The organism is Shewanella sp., from assembly GCF_048265805.1.
GTDB lineage: Bacteria > Pseudomonadota > Gammaproteobacteria > Enterobacterales > Shewanellaceae > Shewanella.
On record NZ_JBLXAT010000023.1, the window covers coordinates 56248 to 70745 of the forward strand.

The 14498-nt window shown below is 50.8% G+C and carries 20 protein-coding genes; 2 read left to right on the forward strand and 18 right to left on the reverse strand.

Going from position 1 to position 14498, the window contains the following annotated elements; genetic code table 11:
- Positions 1-11 precede the first annotated feature (11 nt).
- The 15 genes from ACN0TT_RS15390 to ACN0TT_RS15460 form a co-directional block, all read right to left on the reverse strand.
- Positions 12-749, reverse strand: coding sequence for a hypothetical protein (locus ACN0TT_RS15390; protein ID WP_417763031.1), 738 nt, complete (start codon positions 747-749; stop codon positions 12-14).
- 32 nt (positions 750-781) lie between these two features.
- Positions 782-1363, reverse strand: coding sequence for a hypothetical protein (locus ACN0TT_RS15395; RefSeq protein ID WP_417763032.1), 582 nt, complete (start codon positions 1361-1363; stop codon positions 782-784).
- A complete protein-coding gene (locus ACN0TT_RS15400) occupies positions 1363-1878 on the reverse strand; it encodes a CbrC family protein (protein ID WP_417763033.1) in 516 nt (171 codons plus the stop codon). The genes ACN0TT_RS15395 and ACN0TT_RS15400 overlap by 1 nt, the downstream gene beginning before the upstream one ends.
- Complete coding sequence (locus ACN0TT_RS15405; RefSeq protein WP_417763034.1) at positions 1875-3179, reverse strand: ankyrin repeat domain-containing protein; 1305 nt, start codon at positions 3177-3179, stop codon at positions 1875-1877. The genes ACN0TT_RS15400 and ACN0TT_RS15405 overlap by 4 nt, the downstream gene beginning before the upstream one ends.
- A 14-nt stretch (positions 3180-3193) precedes the next feature.
- Positions 3194-3706: a hypothetical protein gene (locus ACN0TT_RS15410; protein ID WP_417763035.1), complete on the reverse strand. Its 513-nt coding sequence runs from the start codon at positions 3704-3706 to the stop codon at positions 3194-3196.
- Entirely contained in the window at positions 3699-4889 is a 1191-nt protein-coding gene (locus ACN0TT_RS15415; RefSeq protein WP_417763036.1) for an ankyrin repeat domain-containing protein, read from the reverse strand. Before ACN0TT_RS15415 ends, ACN0TT_RS15410 begins: the two co-directional genes overlap by 8 nt.
- Before the next feature lie 252 nt (positions 4890-5141).
- Entirely contained in the window at positions 5142-5765 is a 624-nt protein-coding gene (locus ACN0TT_RS15420; RefSeq protein ID WP_417763037.1) for a suppressor of fused domain protein, read from the reverse strand.
- Between the two features lie 46 nt (positions 5766-5811).
- Positions 5812-6435, reverse strand: coding sequence for a DUF2625 family protein (locus ACN0TT_RS15425; protein WP_417763038.1), 624 nt, complete (start codon positions 6433-6435; stop codon positions 5812-5814).
- 58 nt (positions 6436-6493) lie between these two features.
- Complete coding sequence (locus ACN0TT_RS15430) at positions 6494-7024, reverse strand: hypothetical protein (protein ID WP_417763039.1); 531 nt, start codon at positions 7022-7024, stop codon at positions 6494-6496.
- A gap of 263 nt (positions 7025-7287) precedes the next feature.
- The gene (locus ACN0TT_RS15435) at positions 7288-7890 is read right to left on the reverse strand and encodes a hypothetical protein (protein ID WP_417763040.1); all 603 of its coding nucleotides are present in this window, start codon (positions 7888-7890) and stop codon (positions 7288-7290) included.
- A 41-nt stretch (positions 7891-7931) separates the two neighbouring features.
- On the reverse strand, positions 7932-8213 hold the full coding sequence (locus ACN0TT_RS15440; RefSeq protein WP_417763041.1) for a hypothetical protein: 282 nt from the start codon (positions 8211-8213) through the stop codon (positions 7932-7934).
- Between the two features lie 11 nt (positions 8214-8224).
- Positions 8225-8875: a hypothetical protein gene (locus ACN0TT_RS15445; protein WP_417763042.1), complete on the reverse strand. Its 651-nt coding sequence runs from the start codon at positions 8873-8875 to the stop codon at positions 8225-8227.
- On the reverse strand, positions 8865-9185 hold the full coding sequence (locus ACN0TT_RS15450; RefSeq protein ID WP_417763043.1) for a hypothetical protein: 321 nt from the start codon (positions 9183-9185) through the stop codon (positions 8865-8867). Before ACN0TT_RS15450 ends, ACN0TT_RS15445 begins: the two co-directional genes overlap by 11 nt.
- Before the next feature lie 8 nt (positions 9186-9193).
- Entirely contained in the window at positions 9194-9538 is a 345-nt protein-coding gene (locus ACN0TT_RS15455) for an SMI1/KNR4 family protein (protein ID WP_417763044.1), read from the reverse strand.
- Positions 9526-10569, reverse strand: a complete 1044-nt coding sequence (locus ACN0TT_RS15460; protein WP_417763045.1) for a hypothetical protein — start codon at positions 10567-10569, stop codon at positions 9526-9528. Before ACN0TT_RS15460 ends, ACN0TT_RS15455 begins: the two co-directional genes overlap by 13 nt.
- Positions 10570-11189: 620 nt before the next feature.
- Here ACN0TT_RS15460 and ACN0TT_RS15465 point away from each other — a divergent pair.
- Positions 11190-11822, forward strand: a complete 633-nt coding sequence (locus tag ACN0TT_RS15465) for an RNA ligase family protein (protein WP_417763046.1) — start codon at positions 11190-11192, stop codon at positions 11820-11822.
- Positions 11812-13062, forward strand: a complete 1251-nt coding sequence (locus ACN0TT_RS15470; protein WP_417763047.1) for an AAA family ATPase — start codon at positions 11812-11814, stop codon at positions 13060-13062. The genes ACN0TT_RS15465 and ACN0TT_RS15470 overlap by 11 nt, the downstream gene beginning before the upstream one ends.
- Before the next feature lie 66 nt (positions 13063-13128).
- On the opposite strand, the gene ACN0TT_RS15475 is transcribed toward ACN0TT_RS15470, so the two are convergent.
- The 3 genes from ACN0TT_RS15475 to ACN0TT_RS15485 form a co-directional block, all read right to left on the reverse strand.
- The gene (locus ACN0TT_RS15475) at positions 13129-13377 is read right to left on the reverse strand and encodes a hypothetical protein (protein WP_417763048.1); all 249 of its coding nucleotides are present in this window, start codon (positions 13375-13377) and stop codon (positions 13129-13131) included.
- Between the two features lie 68 nt (positions 13378-13445).
- Entirely contained in the window at positions 13446-13892 is a 447-nt protein-coding gene (locus ACN0TT_RS15480; protein WP_417763049.1) for a hypothetical protein, read from the reverse strand.
- Positions 13893-13904: 12 nt separating this feature from the next.
- A complete protein-coding gene (locus ACN0TT_RS15485) occupies positions 13905-14315 on the reverse strand; it encodes a hypothetical protein (protein WP_417763050.1) in 411 nt (136 codons plus the stop codon).
- Positions 14316-14498: the final 183 nt, after the last annotated feature.

Sequence of the window (14498 nt, forward strand, 5' to 3'; positions counted from 1 at the left end):
ACGTTAATCGGTTATGAAAACTCAAAAGTGCTCAGCGCCACTTGGCTGATGGGGTCGAAAAATAACAAAATATCAGCTTCGACAAGACAGATATCATCTGGCGTGTGGTGCACATAGTGATATGCCGCAATCCGGCCGATAAACACAAACGGGCGGCCATCTTCAGTGAGCGGAAGCTCGATGGGCATCTCATCGCCATCTTCGTCTATCGTGCAGCCACATTCTTTGATGGGCAGACTACTGCCACTGCTCCAGTTACCGAAAAAACTGTGGCCCGCCAAGTTGCAGATTAACTCAACGCGATCATCATCTTGGTAGTGGTCTGCCTCATTCGGCTTGGCCCAGGGATGATGCAGCGCACCAGTAGCCAGCAAGCGGGCGCGGCGCTGTTGTAATGCGCTAGCTAACGGCTGAAATCTTGGCTGACTGAGCGCATATTGCTGTTGTAGCGGCAATGTCATGTGGTAGCGGCCATTTACGACTTGGCAAGCCAGCCAGTATTCATGCTTACTGTAACTGTCCGTCGCTACTTGATGAATTTGCTGTGTTTGTTCATCAACACAAATGCTGGTGGGCAGCAGAAAATGCACCGTGCCATCAAGGTTGTCGAAGAACTTATCTAGCTGAACGCTGGCGAGCGGAATAAATTGCTCCGCATATTGTTCAGCCTGCTCGGTAAATACCTCGGTTGCTGCTGGGAACGGGATAAAACCGGGCTGGGCGGTAAAAAAGGTGAATCCATTAACCATGAGATCTCCTAAAATATGCTGATGAGCCGAGCTTAATCGACCCAATAGAATAATGCGTCGTACACGGTGGCAGTGCCAAACAGGTTCCACTCATAGCCAACATCAGCGGCGCTAAAAGACAGTGGTTGTTGGGCTGTGGTTGGGTCGAGCAGGGTATAGCCGTACTGCTGCAGCCAATAGTTGATGGTCGCTAACTCCTCGCGCCAGTCACCGCTCGGCAGTTGGTTAAGTTGGGAAACGGGTACATGGCCGCGCCAACCTTGAATGGTGCCAGGCCAGCTTTGTTTGACGGCAACCTGCTGCGGGCCAAATACTGCGATTGGCGCTAGTCTATTGATATACAAACTAATGCCGTCAACGTCGCGGTTTTCGCCGTCTGCGAGCGCTGTTTGCAGCGGTTGTTTGCTAATAAACAGATCAAAAAACGATGCGTAGCCCGAGCCGTATTCATCGGCTTGCTGATACACCGCAAACTGATTGGACGCTGCAATGGCGGCACGTAGTTGGCAGGCATAGTTTTCTGCTGCTTCTTCATCGCTAGCGGCAAACGGGCCAAAGTCACCCTGAGGTTTGCAGTCGATAATGGCCTGCAGCGTGGTGTCATCAAAGGTCATTAATTGGCATCCCACAGGCAATGCTTACGGCCATTGAGGCTAAACAGGTAGACGCTGATATCGCCGCCTTCGGCAATCGAGTCAATTGGCGTGTCACTCATCCATTGCCAAAGGTGATTGATATCGGTTACCGCCAAGGTCGCGGCGCTGAAACTGCATTTGAAGTCGTCGATATCATCAAAGTCGGCTTGGCTGGCGATACGTTCAAAACGCGGATATTCGCCATCAATGCACGGCCAAAAGATGCCTTGCCAGCTCGGCAGCTTAGGGGTGCAGTAGCGAATGGTGTCACGGGCGGTGATGTTATCGCTAAACTGCGGCTCATTGGTTTCAATATCAAGTGCTTTTAGCTTGCCGGCGGCCAGACAATCGGCGCAGATGGCGTCAATCTCAGCAATGCCGCTAAATAAGCTAGCATCAAATACTGCCTCTGCCCCACAGCAGTCACAGGGCTGCGTTTCATCGAGCAGATAGCTGAAATGATAAGGATCGGCAAAATAGGGAAATTGACTCATGCGTTGGCTTCCTGTTGTTTGAGCCATTCAACGATGTGGATTTTTAAATCATCGTCGCTGGCGACATCGGCGGCGGTTTGCTCTTGGTGATTGCGCAGGGTGACATCCGCGCCATAGCTGACTAACAGTTTGACACGCTGCAATATGGCCTCGGCGCGCGCAGGTTCATAATTGACATAGTTAGCCGCCGCCAGATGCAGCGGCGTATTGCCATGCTCATCGGTGTAGTTGAGATCCGGATGCAGCAGATGTAGGGCTAACTGCAGCACGTCCGGCTCATGGTCGAGTAAACGGTGCATTGGCGTGGCATTTGGTTGGTTGCGATAACTGTCAGGGTTGCTTTGATAGAGATCGGGCTGGTCGTTAAGTAGCAACACCAGCAGTTTCAAGTCGTTCTTATAGCCTGCGCCTTTATGAAAGCGAGTGCGGTCATCCAAAAACCAATACAGCAGGCTCTTTTGCTCTTTATCGCGCTTATCAAAATCAAACTGCAGCCCATGCGCTTGCAGATGTTTGATGGTTTCAAGTTGCCCGCTGGCTAACGCAATTTCCAACAGATCTTGCTCGTTGGCAAAGGTCATGTCGGCATCGGCGCCAGCGCTTAATAGCACATCAATGGCGGCAATATTGCCTTGTTTTACCAGTGTCACCAATGGCGTGTTGCCGACGACATTGGTGTGGTTGATGTTCAAGCCTTGCGCGACAAAGTAATCCACATAGGCCGCCAGTTGGTCATGGTCGGCGGCAATCGACTTGACCACCTCGAACAAGTAGTTTTCTTGCGCCTTTGACAACAGTTGCGCATCGCAACCCGCGTCGACCAGTTGTTGAATGGTGGTTAGCGGACAGCGCTGTTGAATCGCCAACCTGAGCAGTTGACCAAAGTTGGCATTAAGCCCACTGACAGCCGGTAAATACTGCGCCAACGCGGCCAATTTCGCCTCGTCTTGCCAGCGGCCCCAGCCCTCAAGCAGTTGCTTGATAATCAGCTCTGTGCCAATGACGTAATCGGCGCTGGCAGGAGCGGGTTGTTCCAGCTCAAGCGCGGCCAGTAATGCTGGCGAAAAACTCTCAGTAACGTCAGTTTGCTGGCTGTTGGCTCCATCGTCATCCAGTGCTAACGACACTATGCCACGTTGCTGCAACAGTAAAATGAACTCGGTGGCTTGCCAGTAGCGATGCAAATTTTGCATAAAATAACAGGCAGTTAGTGCTTGGCGAATGTCTGCATCGCAGCTCGTCGCCGCCACTGTGGTGGCAAGCGCATAATCTTCGGCCTTTAAGGCCGTGAGTAAACTCATCACTCCTCCTTGAGTTAGACCAATTCCGCATTCAGTTGCAGCAGGGCGCCAGCTATATATTCGGTCAATACCGCTTCGGCACTTTGCTCGCTACTAAACTCGCTGCTCTGTTCGCCATAGATCCGCTGATACAGTTCGCTGATATCGGCGGTGACGGTCACGCTGGTTTTTTGTGAGGCAAAGTTGGTCGCCAGTAACATCATAATGATGTCGCGGTACTGGCTGTTGTCTTGCTGCTTGTCACTGCTGGTGAGCAGCGGGTCGCGTTTACCACTGAGCAGAGTTTCAAACTCTTTGAGAAAATCGCGGCCATCGCGTTCTTTAATCACCAAGGCTTGCAGCGCTTTGAGCTGTTCAGCGCGGGATTGTTGTTGATGAATTGCGGCCACTGCACGGCGCACGGTATCGCTGGGCGGCACTTGTGGAAACAACATTGGCGCATAACGGGCGGCATCAGCGGCTTTCCAGTAGCCCTTTTTCATATCGCGGGCGATAACCTCTAGCAGCGGGCGTTCTTTCCTATCCATGTGCGTGCTCCTGCTTTTGCGCCAGTAGCATCTCGGTGATTTCGTTGAAGCCTTTGCGGTTGCTGTAGTCAATCGCTTGCTGTTCGGCTTTGTTGTACAGGCCGCTATCGGCGTTACGGCGTAGTAGCTCTTGTACAATATCATTTTTACCGACCACGGCGGCATAGTGCAGCGCACTGTTGCCGGCGGCGTCTACGGCGTTAATCTCGGCACCGAGATCCAGTAGCAGTTTGACCATGCTTAAATGGCCTTGCTTGGTGGCGACATGCAGCAGGGTTTCGCCATCGCAGCTCAGGTTGGCGTAGCTCGTGTCACCATGGTCACGGCGTAAGCTGGCTAAATCGACCAAACGTTCCAGATAAGTTTGCAGGGCAAATTGGCTGCCGGTGCTCTTGCTGTAGTTGACATCAACACCGTTATCAATAAACGCTGTCACCACATCTTTTTGGTTGTTGGCACAAGCGAGCCACACTGGCGATAAACCATCGTTAGATTCAAGCAGCGGATCGGCGCCTTGTTCCAGCAGATATTTCACCAACATGTTGTTGCGTTTGATGCAGGCGGTAAACAGCGGTGTGTAACCATCGTCATTGGCGGCGTTGATATCGGCGCCATGTTCCAGCAGCAGCGTTATCAGCGGTCTGTTCACTTGCGCGGTCGCGAGTAGTAAGGCGCTGTTGCCGTCATCGTCGGTTTGCTCCATGTCGGCACCGTGATTGAGCAGGGTGTCGGCGATGTCGCGTTTGCGATTGCTGACGGCTAACAATAGCGGGGTATTTTCCGCTTGGTTGGCTAAGTTGATATCGAGCCCTGCATCGATCAGCGCAGGCAGCAGATAGTGTTGCCCGGTGCTAGCCACTAGATGCAACAGGCTGTTGCCTTGGTTGTCGTTGATATCTGGGCGGGCGCCTGCTTCAAGCAGATATTGTGCTGTTTGCTTTTGCTTGGCGGCTACGGCCAGTAATAGTGGGGTTTGGCCTTGATGATCTTCGTAATCAATGCTGGCGCCTTTTTCGATGAGCGCGGTGACGATATCTAAGAACCCTTTGGCGGCGGCATAGTGCAGGGCTGTGCGTCCCTGTTCATCACTGTAGCTGGGGTTGATGTCGCTGTCTTGCGCAAGCAGCAGTTGTGCAATGCGGCGGTTGCCTTCGGCGCAGGCATGAATAAATGATTCTGACATGTACCAATTCCTTGTACGGTAAAGCGGATAGGTGGCAGATTGCCAACAACCTATTCGGCCTAATGTGGCCAAGGTTTGACATAATATGACAATATGACGCAAAAAACACCCAACGAGGGCTTTCATTGTTAAATCTGAGTTTAACTGGGTGATTTTTAACCAATGAGGAATTGGGGAGGCGTTAATGTTGCTGGAGCGTGTTCGGCACTGTGCTGAGATATAGATGCACAGCACAGTGCCGATGTGACACGCTTAACTGCGGTCCAACTGAGTGATTAACAGCGGATTGTGTTGCTGTTGTTCTGTCAGCAGTGGCAGGGCACTTTTTTCGCTAATCACGCGTGCCAACTCTGCGGCAGTAATACCATACAGTTGCAGAAATTCCACCCGGCCATGAGGTGTATCTATCGCCGCTAATTGCGGATCATGCTGCAGCGCTAATGAGGTAATGGCGGAATCGGTTTCCTGTTTGATGGGGCCTTGGCCACTAATGTATTGGCCAGCTTCAAACCATTTACCACTCTCAAAAATATAGCGAGCGAGATTTTGCATCACATTCATTGCCCAGTAGGGCTCGTTTTCGCTCAGTGGCAGACGCATGGTGAGCTCAAAGCCGAAACCACTGTGCTCTTTACCGACGGCTTCTTCGTCGTAATACAGGTTGGAAAAACCATAACTGACCAGGTGCAGATGGTCATCATTGCGATAGACGCTGATGCCATCCAACGGATCGGGCCCACCAAGTTGGTATTTAATCAGTGTGCCGTAATGTTGTGGCTCTTGCGTTGGGTAGAGTGCATTGAGCGCGTTATCTATGGCATCCCAGCCCGGTGCATCATCTTCGTCAAATTGCTGTTGGTATTGCGCTAAATTCACAGAAACTCCTTGTGATTGTTGTGAACGCTAATTCATTGCTGAGTGGTTAGTTGGCTAGTTTGAGTGCCCGCAGTTCGGTCAGCGGTACCAGTCGGCGAGCACTCTGGCTTACATTGCCTTCTTGGCTCCACAGCGGTGGGTAGAAATGCAGTGCGTGTTCTGTGCTGCAATGGCGGTATTCACTCAGCAGCCGCGTTATGTCTACGTCGGCATAAAATTGCAGTAAGTTTTCGCTCATCGACCAAGCAAAGAAATCGCTAAAGCCGACTTCTAGTGGCTCCCAGTCAAGTGCATCGGGTGGCAGATAATAGAGATCACCCACATCGCTGCCTAACGCGCCGTCGTTGATGGCAAAAAATCCACCTACCACATCGTCGGCCACCAGCAAGTAACCGCTATTGCTGTGATTCCAACTGACGAGAGCGCGCGTCAGCTGTGGGCAGCCTGAGCCTAAAAATCGCAACCAGCCATCGGCAATCAATACGCCGCCAGTGTGGTAAACCAAGGCGCCAAGTACCGAGTGGGTGCTGAGTTGCAGTTGCTGTAGTTGCTCGCCGCTATTGGCGGCAGCGGGTAGCAGTGTGACACTGAGTTCTGCTTCTTGTTGCCATGTGCGGATCTGCACTATGGCATCGTCTTGTGTATCTATGAGTTGTTCGAGGGACTTCATATAATCTGAACCTTTGCCTATGAGGGGAGTTTGCGCCCGTTAGTTAGCACATAACCGGCTATTCATGCCGCCAGCCTTCGCTAAAGCGGCGGATGCTGCGTGTTTCTCTATTGGCATCGTGCGGCCAGCAACTGCTATAACGCTTGGCCACGCGCACATCGCCAAACACATTTTCGAGCGTGCAGCGGATAAGGCACGCGCGTGCGGCGTGTAGCTGCATAAAACGCGTAAGTAACTGGTGCATTTTTGAGCGCGAACTTTGTGGTAATGGCACGGCAAATTCGACCTCTATGGTCGCGCCTTTGATCAGTTGTGATGGTATGTCGAACTGTTGCAGCGTTTGCTCTAATTTGCGAAACCAACACAGTAATAGTGGATGCAACGCCGTGTCATCGGGGATTAATTGGCATTGATATAAATCTAGGCAGACACTGGGAACGTGATGTTGCTGCGCTAATTGGTACAGCACTCCCAATGCCCAATAGCCATCGGCATCGTTGTAGCGGGAGTCAAAGCTATCGCACAGGCTATGGGCCAGTTGCTTAAGTTTCTTTAACGGAAACTGGTGGGGGTTGTGGCTATGGAGCACAGTAACACTTCCTTGTGAAAAATGCCGATATCGGCATAGTTAAGCTAAGTTTAGTTGTTGTTATCATCCATGGAGACCTACTCGTCTCTTGTTTGAGCGGGCGCTATAGTAGCAAATATTTACAGTTGTGTGTTATTTGGCCGCAGGCAAGCGCATGGTGCAGCCCCAATGCCATAGCTAGTCTGTTATCACGTTATTAATCCCCTAACTGAGCGAGCTGACGGTGATATGACGGGCGCAGCAGCGCTAATCAAACCGCTAATTCAGATAGTGTGCTGGCTGATATGCGTCATGATATGGCCGATCAACTTATCCGTCTGCGTACCGTAGTCAACAATGAGGCGATACAGCCATTCACCGTCCGCTTGTAATAAGTGTTGCCGCCAGTAGTCCTTGGCCATTATCTCCTCGACGGATAACCACGTTGCGCCGCCGCGGTCACCCATGCCGCCATGGATGCTTTCACCAAACAAAAAACAGGGATCGTTAAAAGGGTAGAGCATGGCGTACAGCACATGGTGCTTGGCATCCTCTTTCGTGGGAGCGATATTTTTGTGCACCAAGTAACAGTTCACACGCTCAAGGTCGTTAGCTGATATCGGCTGCGAGTGTTGATACAACTGCTCGGCGGATAAGGTCAGTTCACAGTCCCACAAATTCGTTTCACGCCATAGCAGGGTTTGTCCTGGCACTTTGGGCCAATGTAGCTGGGTAGCACTGATATCGACTCGTCGACGACGTTGCGGTAGCACCAGCAGATTAACGCTGTCTTTGAAATACTCACGGGTATCAAACTGTCTGATGTCGCCATTGCTAAACGCGATTACTAGCTCATTGCTATTAAAATAGAGTTGTTTGATTTCCATTAGTTATCATTCCTTGGCTTTGTTGGGAGCAATGTAGTGGCTCACTTGGTCGGCCGCATTGCGGTGAGCCGTTGTTCAATTTTTTGTGTCGTCAGTGACGTTCGGCGCAGATAGCCACGATAAGCTTGATCGGGCACAGATAAATCCCAGTGCGCCTGACACTGATTACAGCGATAGAGATAGTCACCGAGATAGCTAAGCCGTTCCGTTGTCTCTAACTGCGCTAACATGGTGAGCGCATCATGGAAATCATTTGCGGTAGTAAAACCCGCGCGATAGCCAGTCGCGTCGATTTGTCGGCAATTATCGCACTTGATATACATAAGCCCTCGGGTCAATCTTGCAGCTGTTGTAGCAATTGCGGTAAGTCACAATTAAGCGGACATAAGCCAAAATCAAGGTCAAAGTAGGCTATCTGGTTCGCGTTACTGGCGCCGTAGCCGATGACTAACAGTTGGTCATAATAAGTCGTCAGGAGCGGCAGATATTGCGCATGATAGAGAAACGGCGCAAATCGAGCGGCAATGCTTGCCAGTTCATCCTGTTGAAACGCCTCGGTAAACAGCAGTTGTGTATCAGGAATCATACTGCCTAATTGGCTAAACTCGGCTACTGGCAGTGTTTTGCCCGAGCCGTCGGCCAGCAACTGCCACAGGGGCGCAAGTTGCTGTGTTAGCGTATCGCTCGGGAACATCGCGGGGACGAGATAGTCTGGCAGTTGTTGCAGCACTTGTTGTTGCTTGAGATGATCAACCACAAAGCTTAGCGTTACCGGCATATCCTCTTCGCAAAAAGACAGTGTCAGCCATTGCTTCGCTGCATCAAATTCACTGCCGCAAAAATATAACAATCCGGCGTTGTGCCAGCAGTTACCTGTGGCATCATCAAATGATTTGGCAATGCAGTAGGCGTTGCCTACGACTAAATGGCGTACTGCTAACTCAGTATCGCTGCTGCTATGTTGCTGTCCATGCTCACTTACCATCTTTGCTCCAAACCAGATAGGGTGCAGCGCCAGCTTTAACCGCGGCCGCGTGTTGTCGCCAGTCGTTATTCTCTAAAAACAGGTATTCGGTGATAGCGGCAGCGGCTTTGTCAAAGCCAGGCCAAGTGGCGTTGATAACTAAGTTGGCACCGTGGTGGGTTAGCGCTAGTTCCAGTTGGGAGCCAATCTCTGGATAGTCCAGTGTGTAACCCCATACCTGATAAAGGTCGACCCACTTTATGCCATAGGGTTGGCTGCCCATACACCAGATGCCTGAGGCATCGACAAACAATTCCGTTTTGCTCATCATTTTACTCGCTACTCATCTACGACCGGACAACCATCCGCCAGCCACTGGCTAAAGCTGTGTGCCACTAATTCGGCATGCTGTGGGTCCATGGAACCGTGCCCCACACGGTAAACCATCGGGTCAGCTGCATTTAACGATAGGATAAATGCCATGCCGCCACCATCATCGCCAATATTGATAAAGCCGGGCGCGTAGGTTTTGGTCTCATAGCAGTGATTGCGTTCAATCACGTTGCTGGCACTGTAGAGCTGAATGTCTTCATTCGGGATTGGTGGGTTACTCTCTAGAAACATGCGATAGCTCAAAGGTAACGTTTGTTCAAAATAGTGTTCGATAAGGGTTAGCTGTTGCATGACGACTCTTGATGTTGAGGGCGATTGGAACGATAGCCAAGTTCGCGCAGCCGTGCTTGCAGCAGACGGTTCTGCTTGGCACTGCTGGTGCTGAAATCAAACTTTTCCACTGGTGCAGGCAGCTCAGCCAACAGTGTGTCTAACGCCAGTTGGCTGATATGGATATCAACTGCGGTTAACGCGGATAACTGGGACAGACCGTTGATGGCTTGCAACTGTTTAACATTCCACAGTTTTAGTGCGGTTAAGGTGTCGTTAGGTTGACTGAAGCTGAGTTGGCCAAGCTTAGCTTGGTCTTCAATTTTGAGCTGTTGCAGTTGGCTAAAGCGGCTCAAATCACCTAAATCGGTTAACTGTTTTATGCGGCACAACTCCAGTTGCTGTAGCGCAGGCAGGGTGATTTCGGCTAAGGAATCACGACTGCCAAGCATCAGCCACAGCGATTGCAATTGATCGAGATGATTGATAAACGCCAACGACTGTTTATTACCGATGCCGCTGAGCGCCAACGAGTTAAGCTGCGTCAGTTGGCTAATCACCTCAATATTTTTGCTGTGGCCTTGAATGAATAACGTGTTGAGGTTGGGGCAGTCGCTGATGAAGCTGAGATCGATATTACGTTGGCGATTTTCAACTAATGACAGCGATGTGAGTTGGCTCAGATCGAGACGGTGCAGCAGCTCATGCTGGTCAAAATGATAGATCCCCAGCCGTAACTTAGTTAGCTGCGGTAACTGTAGCAGTTGCTCCAGCTGGGTGGCTTGCTGTAGGCAATCGAGTGACAGATTGGCGACATCAGGCAAGTGTTGTAACCGGCGGCCATCAAAGCCTTGTGGTTGCTGATAGAAGCCGTAAAAGCGTACTTCAATTTGCGCCTCAAAGCGTTGGCAGAGTTGATTTACCTCTGCTAATAGTTCATTGCTGTTTGGCGCTTCGCTAAATTGAATGATCGGCGTGATGTTAGCGTTAATTAGTGTGCTGATCGCATCAGCATCGATGCTGACGGGATCGCTTATTCGTTGGGCTTGCATCCATGTCCCTTATGTTGCGCTACTTTTTACTGGCGCTCGGCGTCGTAAAAAGTGGTTTCACCGTTGTTGCGGCAAGGCGGAATAAGTTCTGCGTGGTGCGAAAACTGCTTTGCCCTTGCTTTAATTAACGGCCTCAAAATCCATTGATATTGATGGAGTTAAATCCTTATCTGGTGGCTTAATCGCTGTTTTTCAAGAGGACGATTGGCAAAAACAACACCAATAGCTCAATGACTATCACACGGGGCTGTTGCCGTTTAGCTGCTTCAGCCATTGGTGGGGTTAGCACTCACTTGCCTCCAGAGTAGCGTATTCTGCCGAGGTTATCTGCGGGTGTTGCCCGTTGAGCTAACGCTAGAACGGCCATGTTATAAGCGTGGCTAACCGCTGAAAACCTAAGGGTAATCGCTGTAACATGGTTGACTTTTGCGCATGAGGTGGGCACTCTGTGCGCGTTTTAATCATCGGATGAGCCGCTGTTATCGGCTTTATCACTCGTTATCAAAGGAATGATTATGTAATCCCTATCTTTGCATCAGTGTTAATCCTGCCGTTTTTGCAGGAGGTCTGCTGGTGCCTGTTTACTTGGATTTTTTGTTAAGTTAACAGAGGGAATTACTATGAGAACCAAATATCCCCGTACCCCACACCTGCCTTGGTCAGAAGGCGTCAGCAGCGATGATATTCGTTTGCTGGATACCGCTAATTTTACTGATGTAGAAGTGGTGGTGACTGAAAAAATGGATGGCGAAAATACCACGCTGTATTGCGATGGCAGCCATGCCCGTTCTATCGACAGCCGTTATCATCCATCTCGCGCGGTCATTAAAGCATTGCAAGGCAAGATCGGCTGGCAAATTCCCGCAGGATGGCGCATTTGCGGTGAAAATCTCTATGCGCGGCATTCGATTGGCTACGACAATTTGCCGGACTATTTTCTAGTATTTTCGGTGTGGAATGAGCACAACTGCTGTTTGAGCTGGGACGAGACGCAACGCTTTGCTGCGAGTCTCGGCTTAACGGTCGTGCCTGAGTTGTATCGCGGCAGGTGGAACGAAGCGCTGATCCGGCAACTGCCGTTGGATACGCACACGCAAGAAGGTTATGTGGTGCGCCGCGCGGCTGGATTTGCTTTCACTGATTTTGCTAATAGTGTCGGTAAATGGGTGCGTAAAGGCCATGTGAATACCGAAAAGCATTGGATGCAGGCAGAGATGATCGTCAATGGTCTAGGGGCGCAAGATGAAGATTAATCAGTGGTTGGAAACCCTGAAAAGCAGCGGCACGCCTGACTTTGCCGAAGCGTTGTGCTATTTGGGGGATACATTTCCAGCGCTGCATCAGTTGGCTGCGACGCCACAAGATGCGCGTTGGCACAGTGAAGGCGACGTTGCCATTCATACACAGATGGTACTCACCGAGTTGTACCAGCTATTCGCCACAGAAGCGCAACATCTGACTGGCGAGCAGCGTCAGGCATTAATCCTTGCGGCTATGCTGCACGATATAGGCAAACCAGCCACCACGCAGCCGCGTGAGCGGGACGGCGAAATCCGTATCGTCGCGCCTGGGCATGAAGCGCTGGGGCGCAACATGATCTCGGTGGCGTTGATGTCGTTACCACTGGCCTATTCAGTGGTGCAAACCATTATGGGACTGGTGGGTTACCACCAGTTACCTAAGTTGCTGGTGGTACGCAATGCCGATTATGCCGAATATCTAAAACTTGCTCTCAATGCTGATCTGCAGTTGCTTTACTGGTTAGAGCGCGCCGATATGCAGGGACGTATTTGTGAGGACTTAGCGACACAGTTGTCGCTGTTGGCCGAGTTTCGTCTGTTTGCGCAGGAATATGGCTTTTGGAACGCGGATTTTCGGCAGCGATTATTGGCCGATGTGCAGCAAAAAAGTACTGATGCTGAACAACGTTATGTTGATGGTTACGCCTTACGCGAGTTGGCGACACGCGACATTGCGCAGCCCGTCGAGGCACTGGCGCGGACTTATCAACGTTGCCAGCAATACAGCCATTTTTATCTGTTGTTTGGGGCCAGTGGTAGTGGCAAATCCAGCTGGATTGCGCAGCAGCGCCGCGATGATTGGCTCGTGATCTCGCTGGATGAGATCCGCGCCGAAATCAATGGTCAGCGCGGCAATCAGAAGAACCGTGGGCAGATGTTGCAACTGGCGAAGCAGCGGCTGAAGCAGGCACTGGCCGCAGGTCAGGATGTGGTGTGGGATGCCACCAATATTCGGCAGGATTTTCGCGAGCCGTTGACAACGCTCGCCGTGAATTACGGCGCCTTGATCACTATGGTCATTTTCCATCTGGATAGCGCTACGCTTAAACGGCAAAACCGCCAGCGGCCTCATGCCGTAAGTGATGAGGTGTTGCAGCAACAGCTAACACGGCTCCAATGGCCGCAGGTTGAAGAGAGTCATTACCAGTGGATTATTGGTGAGAACGGCCAACCTCTGGCATCTAATGGCTAATACAAGCAAGGCTGCCGAGTGGCAGCCTTGTGTGATTCCGCAGTGTTAGACGTCTGCCTTGCGATGTTACTCGGCAACAAAGACGAATTTTCGCAATAACGTATTGAGCAACAACGTCATCAAGATGCCAAAGCCCAACTCCATCAAGATGTAGGGCAGGGCGAGCGGATTGAGAAAAACCAAGCGATAGTTCGCCGCCGTCATATCGAGCGGTAGCTCGCCGCCAATTTTGGCAAGAAAGCAGCTAAATAGCCGACTGCGGCAAACAGCTGAGACGTAAACAGATATTTTTTCATTACGAGCCCCTAAGAACAAGGAAGGTGTGTATCCGTCCGATGGTGGCAGTTAACTGTTAGCGCTAAAGCGCACTTTCCAATGCGGTCTTATGGGTTGGTGGCGTCTGGTGCTGCCGCGCCAGCGTTAGCCGGAGGGGCTGGCAGCCAGTTGTCATCTTCGTCGGCAACAAACTCGTCTTCACTGTCAATCTCGCCAGTTTCGAGTGCGGTTTGCAGCGCTTGCTCCAACTCAATTTCACGTAATAACTTCAACCGTTGGTAGAAACTGGCGGCATCCAGCAAGGTCGCTTCTGCGAGTTCTTCACCGTCATACAGCCGATAGGCGCCAGTGGGAAGTTGTTGGTATAGCGTGACCAGAAACTGTTTGTCTTGCTCCCAAGTGCCAGCAAACACTTCATCAAGTTGCCAAATAGGTTGTTGATGTTCGGCAGCTTGTTTGATTTGCGATAGCGCTGCGCCAGTTAATTTTCTTATCGACATCAATTGGTTGTTATCAATTTTCGCTTTAGGCACCACAAATAGTGTATTTAACATAGTGGTTATCTCCTAGTCCGCATCCGTGGCGATACGATATGGAATACAATTTTGCTGATATTGCGACAGCAGGTGTTGGACGAAAGGTTCTGTTGCGCCCAACAGCAACATTTTACCGATCAATTCAAAATCATCACTGACATAGCTGGCAATTTCGTGCTGTTGTGTATGGCGACTGCTTGCTAAAAAACTCTCTTGGCGTAAAGCGTCGATAGCGTCAGAGGCAAGATCTGCTGACTGCCATTGGCGGCTGATGGTATTAAAGCTGGCCATCCACGCCGTATCAAATGGGGCGCTATCGCGTTGGTCAAGCAGCGCATCAAGGTTGTGTTGCTCAAACAGTGCGGCATTCAGCATTTCACCAGCGGCGATGGCTTGTTGGAGCTCAGCCAGCGTGCTTACTGGCGTTGGGGGAGTATTCATCAAACTTCATCCGTGAAACTGATCAACAATGAAAAGTATCGCTGTTTGCTCGCTATTCATCATCGATATTTTTTGAGGCTTGTGCGCCTCAGTTATTACTGATCGCACCCTAGGGGCTGTTTATCTTTAGTGTTTAATTTTTGTTCAAATTAAACACATTATGAGCAAGGCGCAGCCAGTGAC

Excerpts from the sequence above, each read along its gene's own strand:
- ACN0TT_RS15390 (WP_417763031.1), bottom strand. The coding sequence starts at position 749 with ATGGTTAATGGATTCACCTTTTTTACCGCCCAGCCCGGTTTTATCCCG.
- ACN0TT_RS15395 (WP_417763032.1), bottom strand. The coding sequence starts at position 1,363 with ATGACCTTTGATGACACCACGCTGCAGGCCATTATCGACTGCAAACCT.
- ACN0TT_RS15400 (WP_417763033.1), bottom strand. The coding sequence starts at position 1,878 with ATGAGTCAATTTCCCTATTTTGCCGATCCTTATCATTTCAGCTATCTG.
- ACN0TT_RS15405 (WP_417763034.1), bottom strand. The coding sequence starts at position 3,179 with ATGAGTTTACTCACGGCCTTAAAGGCCGAAGATTATGCGCTTGCCACC.
- ACN0TT_RS15410 (WP_417763035.1), bottom strand. The coding sequence starts at position 3,706 with ATGGATAGGAAAGAACGCCCGCTGCTAGAGGTTATCGCCCGCGATATG.
- ACN0TT_RS15415 (WP_417763036.1), bottom strand. The coding sequence starts at position 4,889 with ATGTCAGAATCATTTATTCATGCCTGCGCCGAAGGCAACCGCCGCATT.
- ACN0TT_RS15425 (WP_417763038.1), bottom strand. The coding sequence starts at position 6,435 with ATGAAGTCCCTCGAACAACTCATAGATACACAAGACGATGCCATAGTG.
- ACN0TT_RS15435 (WP_417763040.1), bottom strand. The coding sequence starts at position 7,890 with ATGGAAATCAAACAACTCTATTTTAATAGCAATGAGCTAGTAATCGCG.
- ACN0TT_RS15440 (WP_417763041.1), bottom strand. The coding sequence starts at position 8,213 with ATGTATATCAAGTGCGATAATTGCCGACAAATCGACGCGACTGGCTAT.
- ACN0TT_RS15445 (WP_417763042.1), bottom strand. The coding sequence starts at position 8,875 with ATGGTAAGTGAGCATGGACAGCAACATAGCAGCAGCGATACTGAGTTA.
- ACN0TT_RS15450 (WP_417763043.1), bottom strand. The coding sequence starts at position 9,185 with ATGATGAGCAAAACGGAATTGTTTGTCGATGCCTCAGGCATCTGGTGT.
- ACN0TT_RS15455 (WP_417763044.1), bottom strand. The coding sequence starts at position 9,538 with ATGCAACAGCTAACCCTTATCGAACACTATTTTGAACAAACGTTACCT.
- ACN0TT_RS15460 (WP_417763045.1), bottom strand. The coding sequence starts at position 10,569 with ATGCAAGCCCAACGAATAAGCGATCCCGTCAGCATCGATGCTGATGCG.
- ACN0TT_RS15465 (WP_417763046.1), top strand. The coding sequence starts at position 11,190 with ATGAGAACCAAATATCCCCGTACCCCACACCTGCCTTGGTCAGAAGGC.
- ACN0TT_RS15470 (WP_417763047.1), top strand. The coding sequence starts at position 11,812 with ATGAAGATTAATCAGTGGTTGGAAACCCTGAAAAGCAGCGGCACGCCT.
- ACN0TT_RS15480 (WP_417763049.1), bottom strand. The coding sequence starts at position 13,892 with ATGTTAAATACACTATTTGTGGTGCCTAAAGCGAAAATTGATAACAAC.
- ACN0TT_RS15485 (WP_417763050.1), bottom strand. The coding sequence starts at position 14,315 with ATGAATACTCCCCCAACGCCAGTAAGCACGCTGGCTGAGCTCCAACAA.